This window comes from uncultured Lactobacillus sp., from assembly GCF_902491705.1.
Lineage (GTDB): Bacteria > Bacillota > Bacilli > Lactobacillales > Lactobacillaceae > Lactobacillus.
The window spans coordinates 17,667-33,177 of the sequence record NZ_CABUIW010000020.1 but is presented as its reverse complement, the minus strand read 5'-3'; the positions used below and the strand labels follow the sequence as shown (position 1 = coordinate 33,177).

The following is a 15,511-nucleotide window of genomic DNA, read 5'->3' as shown; positions in this document are numbered from 1 at the left end:
GCTCAAGCTATAGAGGAATATATCAAATACTATAACGAAGAAAGGATAAAGAGCAGATTAAAAGGCTTAACTCCGAAAGAATATCGGAATCAAGCCTCTATTAATCCTATGTTTTAAAATGTCTACTTTTTAGGTCCCACTTCAGTCTTTAAAGAAACGACTTTTGTTTTAAATAAAAAAGCAATCAAGATAGGCTGGAGTCCTTTAGGTAAGAATAAATATCAATACAATGTTGTAGCAATTGCTAATGATAATTTCAAATCATGGCATAATACTTATTTGTTCTGTTTGAAGAATAATAAGCCAGTGATCTTACTTGATCAATCTAAAAAGGGTGGATCAGTCTTAGTTAAAACGGTAAAAGATGCTACTTTAGTAAAAGGCTTTGAGAAAGCTTATCAAAAATAAATCAGTTTAAAAACAAAACAAAAAAGCATGTAGAAATTAATCTACATGCTTTTTGTTGAAATTGTACTCGGTTAATCGAAATTAATCGTGATCAACATCGTCTGGGAAGAATGCAAGACGTTCGCCCTTGCCAAGTTCTTCTTCGATTTCAAGTAAGCGGTTGTACTTTTCAACACGTTCTGAACGAGCTGGAGCACCGGTCTTAAGTTGACCACCGTTTACAGCAACTGCCAAGTCAGCGATGAATGTGTCACCAGTTTCACCTGAACGGTGTGAAATCATAGTGTTGTAACCATTCTTACGTGACATACGGATAGTTTCAAGGGTTTCAGTAACAGTACCGATTTGGTTCAACTTGATTAATGAAGCGTTACCGGCACCTTCCTTGATAGCCTTCTTCAAAAGTGCTGGGTTAGTACAAATGAAGTCGTCAAGAACGATTTGGATACGGTCTTTGTGGCTTTCAGTGAACTTAACCATACCGTCAACATCGTTTTCGTCGTATGGGTCTTCCATTGACATTAATTCAGGGAATTCGTCCAAAAGCTTGTCGTAGTATGCAGCTAATTCTTCATCGTTAAGAACCTTACCTTCAAGGTGGTACTTACCGTCTTCCTTGTTGTAGAAGTATGAAGCAGCACAGTCACATGCAATACCGATATCTTCGCCTGGCTTGTAACCAGCCTTAACGATTGATTCGTGTAAAGCCTTCAAAGCTTCTTCTGAGTTCTTCATGTTAGGTGCGAAACCACCTTCGTCACCCAAGCCAGTTTCGTAACCCATGTCTTCAAGAACTTTCTTCAAAGTGTGGTATACGTTAACGATCTTTTCGAAACCATCACGGAATGAAGTCTTAGCAATTGGAGTGATCATGAATTCTTGGATGTCGATACCGTTGTCAGCGTGTTCACCACCGTTGATAACGTTGTGGAAAGTTTGTGGCATTTCAAGATCAATACCGCCAAGGTAACGGTAAAGAGGTTGGTGGTTAGCCTTAGCTGCAGCAACAGCAGTAGCCATTGATACACCTAAGATAGCGTTAGCACCAAGACGACCCTTGTTTGGAGTACCGTCTAAGTCGATCATAGTTTGGTCAATCTTAGGTTGGTTGAATGGGTCCATACCCTTCAAAGCGTCGTTGATTTCAGTGTTAACATTGTTAACAGCCTTTGAAACGCCCTTACCACCAAGACGTGAACCACCGTCACGTAATTCAACGGCTTCGTTTTCACCAGTTGAAGCACCTGATGGAACTTCAGCCTTACCTACGACACCGTTTGAAAGGGTAACGTGAACTTCAACAGTTGGGTTACCACGTGAGTCAAAAATTTCGAGTGCGTGTACATTTTCAATAACTGATTTGAGCATTATAAACCTCCTCAAAAATTATGGCATGTAACAAAATTTTTGCATGCCATACGGAACAATTTTTGCTCCGCTTTACAACTCAAATTTTAGCCTAACTTTGTGATTGTGTAAACATATGAAAGCGGTTTACATTTTAAAATTTCCTAAATGAAATAAAAAATGGCTATATAATGGCATATAATACATATATTAAAATAATTGTTTATCTTAAATAAGGAATTTGAATATGGAAAATATTAAATTAATTCTTGATTCTAGTAGCAATATGGAAAGTAATCCTGCAGAGAATATAGAAGTAGTGCCTTTGACTATTTCTTTTGGCGGCAAGGATTATACTGATGATCAAAATTTAAATATCCAAGAATTTTTATCCGATATGAATAAAAATCAGGTTGCCGGTAAAACTACCTGTCCAAGTATTCAGGCATGGCTTGATGCATTAGAGGGAACAGAAAAGGCAATTATCATTACGATGACTAGTGGCATGAGTGGGACTTTTTCTTCAGCTTTGCAAGCAAAAGCAATGTATGAGGAAAAGCATCCTACCAGTCAAATTATTGTAGTTGATTCAAGAAGTGCTGGCCCTGAACTTACTATTGTTTTGCATGGCATCGAAAAAATGATTCAAGGCGACATTCGATTTGTTGATTTGGAAGAAGAGATTGCTAAATTTAGAATGCACACACATCTGCTCTTTATTTTGCAATCATTACACAATTTGTCTTTGAACGGTCGTGTTTCACCAGCTGTTGCCAAGATTGCCGGTCTTTTAAAAATTAATTTGATAGGTACTGCAAATAAAGAAGGCAAGCTTGAACCACTAACTAAGGCTAGGGGAATGAAGAAGGCTATTCGTGAACTAATCAAGTACATGAAAGAAGATAACTATCACGGCGGTGAAGTAATTATTGATCACTGCGAAAATGAAAAGGACGCAGAAATAATTAAAGAGAAAATTTTAGCTGAATATCCAGATGCTAAAATTACAGTTCGTCCAATGCGTGGCCTTTGTAGCTTCTATGCTGAAGAGGGCGGTATTATGGTAGGTTTTCATGAATAAAACAAAAATACAAAGCTAAATAGGCGAAAAAAAGGCTCTACCACTATTATTTGTGAGTAGAGTCTTTTTGGTATATCTATAATTTATTTTTGAGCAGCAGCTTTAGCTTGTTCAGGTGTATTTGATGGAGTTAAGGCAACGCTGTTAGTATCAAATTTAACGTCATTAGCTTTCACATAGCCATCAGTGAAACTAAGTGTACCTTTGCTACCATCTACAGAATTACCAGTTAAATGATAGAATAATTCTGCTTTGTTTTCGCTTGGAACCCAAAGATAAAGTAATTTATCAACTTTATAGCGACCGGATTGTTTACGAGCACGATCACCATTGAAGTTAATTACAGTACCGTTAGCAGTGTAAATATCTGTTGGTTGAATAAATATGATGTTTGAACTCTTAGTTTTCATATAATTTTGTTCTGGAATATTCTTTGCTGCTTTAACGTTAGTATTGTAAATCCAGTAGTTTGTACCTTTAATATGATAAATAGCTAATTCCCAGTCATCGTCACCATCTTGACCAGTGCCAGCACGAGTTCCTTGTTCTAAACGGTCAACTACAAATTTGTCACCCATTTTAGCAGTCTTACCTGAAGGTTGAACCATATCCTTATCAGGGACTTCTACATAAAGAGGAGCAGTTTTAGAAGTTACAGTTACAGTAGTTTCTTCTGAAGAAGTAGTATTTGTCGTGCTATTGTTTTTGTTGGCATCAGTAGTATTAGTCTTATTATTGCTGCTACTATTTGTATCGTTAGGACCCATAACAGTATTAACTTTAATTACTGGACCCAAATTGTATGATTTTACATATTGTTTAGCGGGACCGCCTACTCTGAAGTAGTGCTTGCCATTTCTAAACTTGTAAGAGCCACCGTAAGTAGTAATTGTTTGACCCTTGTATAACTTCCACTTGTTTTGGTAGCTGGTACGACGAGTTGAAGTACTATAGATGTAAGTATTGTGGGTGATGGTTCTAGTTACACCATCAATGTTAGTAGCCTTTAAATATTGATCTTTATCAGCCACTTTGTAGTAAAGACCACCATCAATCTTTACTGGGTTAGCTACTAATTTAGCATAGCTGAAAGCATTGTACTTTACGCCAGTGCTCTTGCCGTCTTTGTCATAGGCCAATGCAGTATGCATAATCATTTTGTTAGTTACGTTAGTATCTGCAGCTTGGACAGTATTATTTTGAATATTTGAAGCAAATAATGGAGCAATACCCATTAATGCTGCTGCAGAAATTAACATTAATTTGTTTTTTCTCATAGTTAATTTCTCCCTTTTAAGTTTATCTACCTTAATTATCTACCCCCCTAAAATATGTCAATTCAAACGTTCAGGTAAAACAAAAAGGATATGTTGTTATGTAACATATCCTTTTAAATTGCTAAAAATAATTGCTGTGAAATACTGAAGCAAACAATTGCTAAACTAGTTGCACCAATTACGTCTGATGGGTAGTGAGCTTTTAAACTCAAGCGAGAAATAATCACCATCACCCAAGCAGCAATAATAATGACAATGAAGGCAATGCCTAAATCTTTTGTAAAAAGCTGCAATAAGATTAATCCCATGGTCGTTGCACCTAAAACGTGACCACTAGGAAAGCTGTAGCCTTCTTCCATATCTGAATGTAAGATAGGACGCTTGCGCCGAATTAATTTCTTTAAAATAATACCAGAAATATCTGCAAAGCCTAGGGTACCTAACACCCAAAGTGCAGTTAAGTTGCGCTCTTCATTTAAAAGCAGTCCTGCCAAAAGCACGTCCCAAACAACCATTAATTTAGGGTCATTGATAAAGGCAATGACTTGCCATTTGTAGCCACTGCGCTTTTTGATCAGTTGATGGTGTAGCCAATGGTCAAATAGGTTGAAACGACGTGAGGTTTTGATATTAAAAATGAGTAACAATAAAACAGCTGCTGCAAGCAGCAACACTAAATAACTATTCATTTATGCAAAATATCCCCAATTACTTACTTTGAAATCTATTGTAACCATAAAAACCAAAATAGTACCAATCTTTAAACAAAATTAATATTATCTTTGCAATTTTTAGTTAAAAAATAGGTTTGGACTATTTTTCGCAATAAGGTTATAATAAAAACGTTGTGGAGTGTTGGCAGAGTGGTAATGCACCGGACTCGAAATCCGGCGAACCAAGTTTTCCTTGGCGCGCAGGTTCAAATCCTGTACACTCCTTATTTTTAATCGAAGTTCTAAGAAGCTACTAAATAATAGTAGCTTTTTTCTTTTTACCCTTGACAAAACACCAAAATCAAAAGTAAATTAGTTCCGGTAATTAATAGGAATAGATTAATTATATGGAGAGTTGAGTCATGGAAAAAAAGAATAGCGCGCCTCAGTTAAAGCGCACGATGACTGCTGGCCAAATGGAAATGATTTCACTTGGTGGAGCAATCGGTGTCGGCTTATTTATGGGGTCTACGTCAACTATTAAATGGACTGGTCCTTCAGTACTTTTAGCCTACATGTTTGTTGGGTTAATTTTGTACATTGTTATGAGAGCACTAGGGGAAATGCTCTATATCAATCCAGGTACTGGATCGTTTGCAGATTATGCAACAGAATATGTCTATCCTTTAGCTGGGTATTTGGCTGAATGGGCCAATGTTTTTGAATATATTGTTGTAGGGATGTCAGAAGTAGTTGCTGCAACAGAATATTTAAAGTATTGGTGGCCGAATATTAGTGCTTTATGGTCAGGGATCATCATTATTGCCTTTTTGCTTTTAGCCAATTTAGCTAGTGCCAAGGCGTATGCATCCCTAGAATTTTGGTTTGCGATGATCAAAGTCATCACCATTATCTTGATGATCATCTTAGGTTTTATCGTCATCTTCTTTGGTGTTGGTAATGGCGGTAAGCCAACAGGCTTTAGCAATTTGTGGGCTCATGGCGGCTTCTTCACTGGTGGCTTTAAGGGCTTCTTCTTCTCAATGTCAATTATCGTTGGTTCATATGAAGGAATTGAGCTTTTAGGTATTTCTGCTGGTGAAGTTGCTCATCCGCAAGAAGCCATTGTCAAAAGTGTTAAGTCAGTTTTACTTAGAATTTTGATTTTCTATGTAGGTGCAATCTTCGTAATTGTAACCATTTATCCATGGAATAAGTTAAGCAGCTTGGGGTCACCTTTTGTAACTACTTTTGCTAAAGTAGGGATCACTGCAGCGGCTTCAATTATCAACTTCGTTGTTTTGACTGCGGCTTTATCTGGTGCTAACTCAGGAATTTACTCATCAAGTCGAATGCTGTTTAAGTTGTCCCACGATAATGAAGCACCTAGCGTGTTTAAGCATATTTCAAAGAGAATCGTGCCTGATCGCGCAATCATGGGTATTTCTGGCGGGATCTTTATCGGCTTTGTTTTAAACGTAATTGCATCACAATTCAATCACTCTGCTTCAGACTTGTTTGTTATTGTGTTCAGTTCATCTGTTTTGCCAGGGATGATTCCATGGTTCGTAATCTTATTAGCAGAGCTTAGATTTAGAAAGCATAATAAAGATAAAATGGCTACCCACCCATTCAAGTTGCCACTTTATCCGTTTTCAAACTACTTTGCTTTTGCCATGCTGCTTGTAATTGTATTCTTCATGTTTATCAACCCTGATACGAGAATTTCAGTTATCGTAGGGGCACTTGTATTAATTGTGGCAGTGATTGTTTACTTGGTTAGACATAAGGGCGAATTTAAGAAAAATTAAGTAAGAAAGATGATTAAGTTCATCTTTTTTATTTTGTTTAAAGCACACTAAATCTTGTAGTTTGCATTATCAAAAATACCAGATCTATGGTATCTTAAACAAGATGATAACTTGAAAGGTGTGTAAAAAATGGCGATTCTTGAACAACCGTATTTAGATCTTTTGCAAAAAATTATGACTGAAGGACATGATAAAAGCGATCGTACTGGTACAGGCACTAGAAGTTATTTTGGTGCACAAATGCGCTTTGACTTATCAAAAGGCTTCCCATTGTTAACTACTAAAAGAGTTCCTTTTGGCTTAATTAAAAGTGAGCTTTTATGGTTCTTGCGTGGCGATACCAATATCCGCTTTTTGTTAGAGCATAACAATCATATTTGGGATGAATGGGCCTTTAAAAATTGGGTAACTAGTGACGAATACCAAGGTCCTGACATGACTGATTTTGGTTTGCGCAGTCAAAGCGATCCAGAATTTAATAAGATTTATCAAGCAGAAATGAAGAAGTTTGATCAACGAATTCTGGATGATGAGGATTTTGCTAAAAAGTATGGTAATTTAGGTGACGTATATGGTGCACAATGGCGTCATTGGCAAAAGCGCGAGGGCGGCTTTATTGATCAAATCGCTGATGTGATCAAGCAAATTAAAGAAACGCCAGATTCACGTAGAATGATTGTTACTGCATGGAATCCAGAAGATGTCCCAACAAGTGCATTGCCACCATGCCATGTAATGTTCCAGTTTTATGTAGTGGATGGTAAAATTAGCGTTCAACTTTACCAAAGAAGTGGCGATATGTTCTTAGGTGTGCCATTCAATATTGCTTCATATGCATTGCTATTGAACATGATTGCTCGCGAGACTGGGCTTGAAGTAGGTGAATTTGTTCATACGCTGGGGGATGCACATATTTACCGCAACCACTTTGAACAAGTAAAAGAATTGTTGTCGCGTAAGCCTTATGATTCACCAAAGCTTTGGCTCAATCCTGAAAAGAAGCATATTGAGGACTTCGAAATGAAGGATATTAAGGTAGTCGATTATAAGCACCACGGAACAATTAAGGCTCCAGTTGCAGTTTAGGAATTAAAAATGATTGAATATGTTTGGGCAGAAGATAAAGAGAAAAATATTGGGTTAGATGGTCATTTACCATGGCATTTGCCAGCTGACTTAAAGCATTTTAAAGAAAAAACGATGAATCACCCAATCTTAATGGGGAGAAAGACTTTTACTAGCTTGCCTAAATTATTGCCAGGAAGACAGCACATCGTTTTAACTCGGAATAAAGAGTTAAAGGATAAGTGGCAAGATAATAAGCAAGTAGAAATTTTAACCTCACTAGAAGAAATGAATGCTTATCTAGCTGAGCATCAGGATGAAAAGATCTGTGCAATTGGTGGAGTATCGATTTTTAAGGCGCTAATTGATCAAGTCGACGTGCTTGAAAAGACTGAAATTGATGGCGCTTTTAAAGCAGATACGACTATGCCAGAAATCGATTATTCACAATTTGAATTAGTGAATAAAGAGCATCATGATGCAGATAGTAAGAATAAATATCCGTACACTTTTTTAACTTATGTTAGAAAAGCTAGAAATTAGTATTATCCAAAGTGCTAATCGTCTGTAAAGTAGGCGATTAGTATTTTTTTGCTATAATTTTCTTAATTAAAAGAAAAAGGTGAGTTAAATGAACGGATCACAAAATGAATTAACTTCTAAAGAAGTAGCTGACTTCTTCGGCATTAGTAAAGATACCCTACGTTTTTATGAAGAAAAGGGCATTATTCCGCATGTCCCTAGAGATAAGAATGGTTATCGAGTTTATACGGATTATGAATTGAATTGGATTTATTTAGCAATGAATTTAAAAAGAGCAGGACTTTCTTTAGATGCAATTGCTGAATTTGGCTACTTGTTTAATCATCCCTCAGAAGAATCCTTTAAAAAGCAGAAGGATTTATTATCAGATCAAATCGATGCAATTAATCGACAAATAAAAATATTGCAAGATACTAAAAATGTCTTGCAATATAAGTTAGATATTTTTGATGATCATTTTGTTAATTTAGAACAAGGCAATATTGATCATCGTAATGTAGAACCAATATGGAAGAAGTATCAAAAATAGCTATTGATTTTTCTTAATAAAAGAAAGCAATTCTTTAGTAGCTTTTTGTGCTTCTAAGCCGTAGAAACCGTGTCCTGCACCTGGAATTTTTACCAATCTAGCATTTTTATAAGTTTTTGCCATTCTTTCAGAGTAACTTATTGGTGCAGTGGAATCGCTGGTGCCGTGAACAAGCAGAACTGGTCCATGATAGCGAATGACTTCTTTTTCAATGTTGTATTTAGGAAGACGTGCAAGGTATTCACGACCTAATGTCATTCCCCACATATCAAATGTTTTAGGAAATTTGTTATTAGGAAATCTTTTAAGCATATCATCACGCAAAACAAAAGCAGGATAAAAAAGCACCAATCCTTTAATATCCTTTCGATCGGCTGCAGTCATTGCGGAAACTACCCCGCCTTGGCTAGCCCCAAGCAAAAATATTTTTTTATAACCTTGCTTTTTAAAGTGATTTACTACGGCATTTAAATCATCTTCTTCAGTGAAGATTGACATTTTTGTCATATCACTACCAGCAGAGCCATGATTAAACGTATAAGTGTAAGCAGTATATCCTTGTTTAGCTAATGATCTAGCATATTTCCAGCCAGTTGATTGATTATTTCCGAGCTCATGGGAATAGATAATCAGCGGCTTATTTTTTTGCGCTTGGTTACTGGTAAAAAGAGTGCCGTGTAAAGTACCATGCTGATCTTTGATATGCAAAATTGAACGTTTAACTTTAAGCAGTTGTTTGCTTTTAATTACTTCACTGGTTTTCATTTCTATCGTATCGTGTTTGTTTCTGGTAACCATAAATGTTCCTATTCCAATTGTAATTATAAGAATTAAGATAATTAGACTGATTTGTCGTTTTTTCATAAGTTCACCTAAAAAAAGAGTGGGCAAACGTATAGCTTGCTCACTCTCTAAAAATCTAATTAAGCCAATTTTTCATTGAAGAAAGAAACCAAATTATTCAATTCTTCAGTAACATAAGGTTCTTTCCAATAAGTTTCAATATGACTTGCACCTTTGATTAGAACTAATTTCTTATCATTAGTTCCAGTTGCCTTGTTAAAGATACCTTCAGTCATATAACGAGTATCTGAAACATCACCAACCATCATCAAAAGTGGTTGGTTAATAAGATCTGCTTGATCTTCAGCATCCCACGCCATTAAATTCATCAAACTCATTGTAGTATAGCGACTTTGAGAATTTGGATGATAGTGAGTATCACCATAATATTCGACACCATCACGATAAAGCCCAGCTGGAATTTGTTCTAATTCTTCTTTACTAAAGTGATGACGTTCAGTGAGCAAATTGCCAATATAATCAACTTCACCAGTTTTAGCATATTTTTCACGCGCCTTTGAAACATCACTCAATCTCTTTTGGATGCCTTCTTTATCAGCGTCTTTAAAACCATTACGACGAACGCGACCTGAGTTGAATGCACTGATAGTTGCTACAGCACGTAAACGTTTATCGGTTTTAGCAGCTTGAATAGTGTAACCACCACCGCCGCAAATACCAGTAATGCCGATCCGGTTATCGTCAACGAAATCAAGCTTGTTTAAATAGTCAACGGAAGCATTAATATCTTCAACACGAAAAGCAGGGTTATCAGTTTGACGAGGATTACCTTCACTTGCACCTTGATAAGCAGCATCATAGGCAACGGTAACATAACCATTTTCAGCTAAACCTTGAGCAAATAAACCAGCGACTTGTTCTTTAACACCGCCATTGGGATGTGCAACAACAATAGCTGGATATTTCTTTTTGCTATCAAAATTAGCTGGAGTATAAAGGTTAGCGGCAATAGTTAAACCGAAGAAGTTTTTGTAATAAATAGTTTTGAGATTAACTTTACCTGGAACGTTATCTTCAATTGCGTTTTTATAAACAAGACCAAATTTATTTTTACTCATATTTAATACCTCCTGTATTTTACAAAGTCATCTTAAACCATGGAGTCGACTACACAGCAATAGAAAAGATAAAAAAATTTGCTATGGAGTAAACTCTATAGTTTAGACTTTAAGAAAAATGGAGGAGGGATGCGTATGTTTAATCATCAATCAATTAATCCAGGCAAAGTTTTGTTTATTAATGCTAGTCCAAATCGAGATGGCAATACTGCTGCTATGGGTAAAAAATTACTTAATGGTATTGATTTCGATCAAATTAATTTAGTTGATTACAAGATTTACCAAATTGGTCAAAATTTTTCTGATGATCAATTTGAGGAAGTTTATCAAAAGATGGCGATGGCTGATACTATTGTTTTGGGTACACCAACATATTGGCATGAGATGAGTGGCTTTTTAAAAACTTTGATTGAAAGAATTGGTCAATATCCTGATCAAACTGGCTTAAAAGGTAAGAATATAGCGCTTATTATGCAGGGAGCCTTCCCAATGGATGGTGTAAAAGAAACTGATGCAATTATTAAGCGTTTTTGTTCAGTGGGCAAAATGAATTATGTAGGCAGTGCTGGCAGTTCAATGGCGATCAGCAACTTGCGCAGTCGGTTAGGCATTAATTAAACAATAGAGGTGATTAAAATGAAAAGGTTCAGTAAATTCTTAAGATTATTTACATTGGTAGGGATGATCGTTTTGCTTCTTACAGCTTGTGGTAATTCGAGACCATTATCCAGTTCCAAATCTAATGCCAGTTCTCAAACTAAGGTAACTAAAGGTAATAATAAAACTTTAATTCTTTACTTCTCTGTAACAGGTACAACTAAAAAAGCAGCTGAGTATATTCAAAAGCAAACTGGTGCTACAATGATTCGTCTTAATCCGCAGAAGCCATACAAGAGTTATGAAGACGCCGGAAGACGTGGTGATCGTGAACGTAAAAATAATATTCATCCAGCTTTGGCTACCAAGATTCCTAATTTGAAGAAATATAAGACAGTATTAATTGGTTATCCAACTTGGTGGCAACGTCCGCCAATGTTAATTCATACTTTATTTGATAAGTATAATTTTGCCGGTAAAACAATCATTCCATTCACTACTAGTACAAGTACCCCAATTGGATCATCCGAAAAGGTGATTAAGCAATTAGCTAAAAAAGATAAGGCTAAATTTAGAAATGGTATTCGCTATGACAATAACAATAGTGAAGTTAGATCATGGCTAAAGAAAAATAAGTTATTGAAGTAGTTTTAATATATAAAAGCTAAGAATTAATAAAATAAGCTCGCAGATTTGCGAGCTATTTTTGTGCTCGGGTATAATATATAAAATGTAATATTAATTATTTACCGGGTAATAGAAATGAATGAAGGAAAAACAAATTTAGAGACAGGCTTAACTAGTAGCCAGGTTGAAGAACGTATTCAAGCTGGCGAAGTAAACAAAGCCGTTGATGATCAATTTAAGACAAATAAGCAAATCATTCGGGAAAATCTGTTTACTTATTTTAACTTGATTTTCCTAGTTTTATCGATTTTGCTGGTTGTGGTAGGGGCATATAAGGACCTGACATTTTTACCAGTCATTATTTTGAACACTGTGATTGGGATTGTGCAGGAAATCCGTGCTAAAAAGATTTTAAGCAAATTAAACGTGATGAACACAACAGAGATTGTGGCATTGCGTGATGGCAAGGAAGAAAAGGTCCCGATTGAGAAACTGGTTAAAGGTGACTTAGTTTTACTAAAAACGGGAGATCAAATTCCTGCCGATGGTCAAGTTGTCAAAGGCAATATTCGGGTCAACGAATCTCTGTTAACTGGTGAGTCTGATGAAATTTCGAAAGAAGTTGGCGATGAATTAATGTCAGGTTCTTTTGTAGTATCAGGTTCTGCTTACATGCAACTAGAAAAAGTAGGTAAGGAAAGCTACATTTCTAAGTTAACTATTAAAGCTAAAGCAATGGGTAGCAGTGAACAATCTGAAATGGTGCGCTCAATTAATAAATTAATCAAATGGGTTGGTATTATTATCATCCCTTTGGGTATCGCACTGTTTTCAATGAGCTTTTTCGTCAATCACATGTCGCTGTACCGAAGCATCGTATCAATGGAAGCTGCCATCATCGGTATGATTCCAGAAGGATTGTATCTTTTAACGACTATTGCTTTGGCACTGGCTGCAGTTCGACTAGCTCGCAAGCAGGTAATGCTTCATGACATGAAGAGTGTTGAAACATTAGCCCGTGTTAATGTGCTCTGTGTTGATAAGACGGGTACAATTACTGAACCTAAGATGAGTGTAGAAAAAGCTGTTCCTTCAAAAGATTTTAAGGGAAATCTAGATCAGCTGATTGGTGATTTTGCCACAAGTATGCCAGCAGATAATGCAACGATGAAGGCAATTCACGAGCACTTTACTGAAAATAGTGGTAAAAAAGCCAGCAGCATTTTGCCTTTTACTTCAGTTAATAAATATAGTGGTGTAATTTTTAATGATCACACGCTCTTAATTGGTGCTCCAGAAATGGTCTTGCGTGATCAGTTTGACCAATATAAAGATGAATTTGAAAAATACGCTGCAACTGGCTATCGTGTTTTAATCGTAGCTAATTATCCTGGCGTTTTAGATGAAGATAATTCTAAATTGTCTCAGCCAGTAGAAGTATATGGCTACATTCTTTTGTCTAACCCAATTAGAAAAGAAGCTAAGGCTACATTTGAATACTTTGCTAAGCAAGGTGTAGAAATTAAGGTTATTTCAGGTGATAATCCGGTAACTGTTTCAAGAGTAGCTAAGCAAGCTGGTATTAAAAATTCTGATAAATATATTGATGCCCAGGAAATACCAGAAGATGGTTATGAAGATGCGGTAAAGAACTACAGCGTTTTTGGCAGAGTTAAACCAGAACAAAAGAGAAAGTTCGTCAAGGCATTGCAGAACTTAGGCAATACTGTTGCTATGACTGGTGACGGTGTTAATGATATTTTGGCAATGAAAAAAGCCGATTGTTCAATCGCAATGGCTTCTGGTAACAGTGCTGCTGTCCAAGCTTCACAGGTAGTTTTACTTGATTCCAACTTTGCTAGAATGCCTAAGGTTGTAAATGAAGGACGGCGCGTAGTTAATAATATTCAACGTTCAGCAAGTTTGTTCTTAGTTAAAAATATCTTCTCATTCTTGATGGCAATTTTCTCATTAGTAATGGTTATCAATTATCCGTTGCAACCATCACAGATTACGTTGATTTCTGCTTTCACTATCGGACTTCCATCATTCTTGTTGGCTCTAGAAAGCAATCACAACCGAATTCGCGGTCAATTTATTCCAAATGTATTGGCAAGAGCGATCCCTGGTGGGGTAACCGATATGCTGGCAGTAAGTGTATTGGTAGTCGCAGGTGACTATATTGCACTTAATCATAATGATGTAAGTACTACGGCAACGCTTTTATTGGTGGCAGTAGGGATGATGGTGCTTTACCACATTTCGGCACCACTTAATAAATTCCGTTTGGGCGTAATGATTGGATCATTTTTAGGTTTAGTTATTGCCATCATCTTCTTGCATAATTTGTTCTCATTAACAATGATTTCTCATAAAGCAATGTTTATCCTGTTTATCTTGTTCTGTGCGGCTACTACAATTTTCCGCTGGTTATCAAGAATTCTGGATGGCGTGCAAGAAGTGTTAGTTGTGTTTGACCAAAAAGGTAAAAATATGACTTTTGCGGAAGTGCATGATGCTTACCAACGCGGGCGCAAGAGCGTTCAATAAGTAAAAAAATGAGTTATCCAAAAGTGGATAGCTCATTTTTTGTATTATCTTAAAGATTTACGATAGCCAGCACGTTTAGCAGCGGCTTCAGAAGAAAAGTAGACTGCGTTAGCTGGATCCATATGGTAATTTTCACCATTAGCAACATGGTAGATCTTACTACGTTTATTACCGATTACACGGTAATTTGCAGTAGAAATCTTATGCTTAATGTTGTGGATGGTTCTTTTCTTAGTTACAGGATTAGTATAACGTTTTCTAGAATTTACCTGTTCAGCAACTGTACTTGAACCATGTTTAACGCGGCTGGTTCCATCTTTATAGTTTAAAACGACTCCAGGTTGTTCATTGAAAATATAAACATTGAAGTCAACTGCATTGCTGCCGATTGATTTAGCTTCCATTTCAACGCCGTTAGCTAACAAGTCATTACCCTTAAAAATTGGTGTGACTCTGTAGCGAATGTAGTTGCTAGAAGAGTCTTTCAAATAATCGGCAACTTCGTTTTCATACTTAAGCATGTCAGGATCATTTAATTCACGCGTCCCAGTAATTAAGTTGCGTGGATTATTGTTCTGGCCAGTCAATTGATAACCAATCAAGTGGCAGCGATTGTAAAGCCAGCCGCTAGCAATTCGTTTGTTATGCCAACCTGTTGGATCCCAAGTTAAAGCAGCACGCTTAGCATGCGGCATCAACTTTTTATTCAAAAGGGCGTTAGCAGCATGAGCTCTATTTAGATAGTCCAAGTTGCTGTATTTTTGCCATGGGCCATGACTTTTAGACAGCGTTTTTTTAGAAAATTGTGGCCTGTTGTGGTCGACAGTGACAATCTCTTTGTTATGAAACTTTAGACTAGCAAGTGATTTATCTGAAACAGCATAAACGGTTTGATTATTGCGTGGGACATTAGTGTTGGCAAAGGAAATTAATCCAACTGCTGCAACTAATGAGAGAGCAAAATTTCGAAAATGATTTTTCTTCATTTTTTTCTCCTTAGCAAACTATGTAATTAACCTAATTATAGAATAAAAGCGTTTACTAAGAATAAAAATTAAAAAATATGTTGACTAGATTAAAATATGATGATAACTTATTTAT

Annotated in this window: 15 protein-coding genes, 1 tRNA gene and 1 pseudogene; 11 read left to right on the top strand and 6 right to left on the bottom strand. The window is 36.3% G+C overall.

What is annotated here, in order from left to right; genetic code table 11:
* A partial coding sequence (locus tag RDN22_RS05410) for an IS3 family transposase (protein ID WP_308554877.1) occupies positions 1 to 117 on the top strand: 117 nt, incomplete at its 5' end.
* 27 nt (positions 118 to 144) lie between these two features.
* Positions 145 to 408, top strand: a pseudogene (locus tag RDN22_RS05405) (DUF4767 domain-containing protein); the annotation flags it as partial.
* A gap of 81 nt (positions 409 to 489) precedes the next feature.
* On the opposite strand, the gene eno reads toward RDN22_RS05405, so the two are convergent.
* Entirely contained in the window at positions 490 to 1,776 is a 1,287-nt protein-coding gene (eno, locus tag RDN22_RS05400; protein WP_308556667.1) for a phosphopyruvate hydratase, read from the bottom strand.
* A gap of 226 nt (positions 1,777 to 2,002) precedes the next feature.
* On the opposite strand from eno, the gene RDN22_RS05395 reads away from it, so the two are divergent.
* Entirely contained in the window at positions 2,003 to 2,836 is an 834-nt protein-coding gene (locus RDN22_RS05395; protein WP_308556665.1) for a DegV family protein, read from the top strand.
* 83 nt (positions 2,837 to 2,919) lie between these two features.
* On the opposite strand, the gene RDN22_RS05390 is transcribed toward RDN22_RS05395, so the two are convergent.
* Positions 2,920 to 4,113 (bottom strand): SLAP domain-containing protein, encoded by a 1,194-nt coding sequence (locus tag RDN22_RS05390; protein ID WP_308556663.1) that lies wholly within the window; start codon positions 4,111 to 4,113, stop codon positions 2,920 to 2,922.
* Positions 4,114 to 4,226: 113 nt separating this feature from the next.
* Entirely contained in the window at positions 4,227 to 4,802 is a 576-nt protein-coding gene (locus RDN22_RS05385; RefSeq protein ID WP_308556661.1) for a phosphatase PAP2 family protein, read from the bottom strand.
* A gap of 160 nt (positions 4,803 to 4,962) precedes the next feature.
* Here RDN22_RS05385 and RDN22_RS05380 point away from each other — a divergent pair.
* From RDN22_RS05380 to RDN22_RS05360, 5 genes are all read left to right on the top strand, one after another.
* Positions 4,963 to 5,051: transfer RNA gene (locus RDN22_RS05380), tRNA-Ser, on the top strand.
* Between the two features lie 137 nt (positions 5,052 to 5,188).
* Positions 5,189 to 6,577, top strand: coding sequence for an amino acid permease (locus tag RDN22_RS05375; protein WP_308556659.1), 1,389 nt, complete (start codon positions 5,189 to 5,191; stop codon positions 6,575 to 6,577).
* Positions 6,578 to 6,706: 129 nt separating this feature from the next.
* Positions 6,707 to 7,663, top strand: coding sequence for a thymidylate synthase (locus RDN22_RS05370; RefSeq protein ID WP_308556657.1), 957 nt, complete (start codon positions 6,707 to 6,709; stop codon positions 7,661 to 7,663).
* A gap of 9 nt (positions 7,664 to 7,672) precedes the next feature.
* Positions 7,673 to 8,185 (top strand): dihydrofolate reductase, encoded by a 513-nt coding sequence (locus RDN22_RS05365; protein ID WP_308556655.1) that lies wholly within the window; start codon positions 7,673 to 7,675, stop codon positions 8,183 to 8,185.
* An 88-nt stretch (positions 8,186 to 8,273) separates the two neighbouring features.
* Positions 8,274 to 8,714: a MerR family transcriptional regulator gene (locus RDN22_RS05360; RefSeq protein WP_308556653.1), complete on the top strand. Its 441-nt coding sequence runs from the start codon at positions 8,274 to 8,276 to the stop codon at positions 8,712 to 8,714.
* On the opposite strand, the gene RDN22_RS05355 is transcribed toward RDN22_RS05360, so the two are convergent.
* Entirely contained in the window at positions 8,715 to 9,578 is an 864-nt protein-coding gene (locus RDN22_RS05355; RefSeq protein WP_308556651.1) for an alpha/beta fold hydrolase, read from the bottom strand.
* 59 nt (positions 9,579 to 9,637) lie between these two features.
* On the bottom strand, positions 9,638 to 10,636 hold the full coding sequence (locus RDN22_RS05350) for an alpha/beta hydrolase (RefSeq protein WP_308556649.1): 999 nt from the start codon (positions 10,634 to 10,636) through the stop codon (positions 9,638 to 9,640).
* Positions 10,637 to 10,771: 135 nt separating this feature from the next.
* Between RDN22_RS05350 and RDN22_RS05345 the strand changes: the two genes are divergently transcribed.
* The 3 genes from RDN22_RS05345 (at position 10,772) to RDN22_RS05335 (ending at position 14,410) form a co-directional block, all read left to right on the top strand.
* Positions 10,772 to 11,254, top strand: coding sequence for an NAD(P)H-dependent oxidoreductase (locus tag RDN22_RS05345; RefSeq protein WP_308556647.1), 483 nt, complete (start codon positions 10,772 to 10,774; stop codon positions 11,252 to 11,254).
* 18 nt (positions 11,255 to 11,272) lie between these two features.
* Positions 11,273 to 11,881 (top strand): flavodoxin, encoded by a 609-nt coding sequence (locus tag RDN22_RS05340; protein ID WP_308556645.1) that lies wholly within the window; start codon positions 11,273 to 11,275, stop codon positions 11,879 to 11,881.
* A 114-nt stretch (positions 11,882 to 11,995) separates the two neighbouring features.
* Complete coding sequence (locus tag RDN22_RS05335) at positions 11,996 to 14,410, top strand: cation-translocating P-type ATPase (RefSeq protein WP_308556643.1); 2,415 nt, start codon at positions 11,996 to 11,998, stop codon at positions 14,408 to 14,410.
* A 44-nt stretch (positions 14,411 to 14,454) separates the two neighbouring features.
* Here RDN22_RS05335 and RDN22_RS05330 read toward each other — a convergent pair whose 3' ends face one another.
* Positions 14,455 to 15,396, bottom strand: coding sequence for a DNA/RNA non-specific endonuclease (locus RDN22_RS05330; RefSeq protein ID WP_308556641.1), 942 nt, complete (start codon positions 15,394 to 15,396; stop codon positions 14,455 to 14,457).
* Between the last annotated feature and the right edge of the window lie 115 nt (positions 15,397 to 15,511).

What these genes read in the sequence shown, in the direction of transcription:
- eno (WP_308556667.1), bottom strand. Translation starts at nt 1,776, where the DNA reads ATGCTCAAATCAGTTATTGAAAATGTACACGCACTCGAAATTTTTGAC.
- RDN22_RS05395 (WP_308556665.1), top strand. Translation starts at nt 2,003, where the DNA reads ATGGAAAATATTAAATTAATTCTTGATTCTAGTAGCAATATGGAAAGT.
- RDN22_RS05390 (WP_308556663.1), bottom strand. Translation starts at nt 4,113, where the DNA reads ATGAGAAAAAACAAATTAATGTTAATTTCTGCAGCAGCATTAATGGGT.
- RDN22_RS05385 (WP_308556661.1), bottom strand. Translation starts at nt 4,802, where the DNA reads ATGAATAGTTATTTAGTGTTGCTGCTTGCAGCAGCTGTTTTATTGTTA.
- RDN22_RS05375 (WP_308556659.1), top strand. Translation starts at nt 5,189, where the DNA reads ATGGAAAAAAAGAATAGCGCGCCTCAGTTAAAGCGCACGATGACTGCT.
- RDN22_RS05370 (WP_308556657.1), top strand. Translation starts at nt 6,707, where the DNA reads ATGGCGATTCTTGAACAACCGTATTTAGATCTTTTGCAAAAAATTATG.
- RDN22_RS05365 (WP_308556655.1), top strand. Translation starts at nt 7,673, where the DNA reads ATGATTGAATATGTTTGGGCAGAAGATAAAGAGAAAAATATTGGGTTA.
- RDN22_RS05360 (WP_308556653.1), top strand. Translation starts at nt 8,274, where the DNA reads ATGAACGGATCACAAAATGAATTAACTTCTAAAGAAGTAGCTGACTTC.
- RDN22_RS05355 (WP_308556651.1), bottom strand. Translation starts at nt 9,578, where the DNA reads ATGAAAAAACGACAAATCAGTCTAATTATCTTAATTCTTATAATTACA.
- RDN22_RS05350 (WP_308556649.1), bottom strand. Translation starts at nt 10,636, where the DNA reads ATGAGTAAAAATAAATTTGGTCTTGTTTATAAAAACGCAATTGAAGAT.
- RDN22_RS05345 (WP_308556647.1), top strand. Translation starts at nt 10,772, where the DNA reads ATGTTTAATCATCAATCAATTAATCCAGGCAAAGTTTTGTTTATTAAT.
- RDN22_RS05340 (WP_308556645.1), top strand. Translation starts at nt 11,273, where the DNA reads ATGAAAAGGTTCAGTAAATTCTTAAGATTATTTACATTGGTAGGGATG.
- RDN22_RS05335 (WP_308556643.1), top strand. Translation starts at nt 11,996, where the DNA reads ATGAATGAAGGAAAAACAAATTTAGAGACAGGCTTAACTAGTAGCCAG.
- RDN22_RS05330 (WP_308556641.1), bottom strand. Translation starts at nt 15,396, where the DNA reads ATGAAGAAAAATCATTTTCGAAATTTTGCTCTCTCATTAGTTGCAGCA.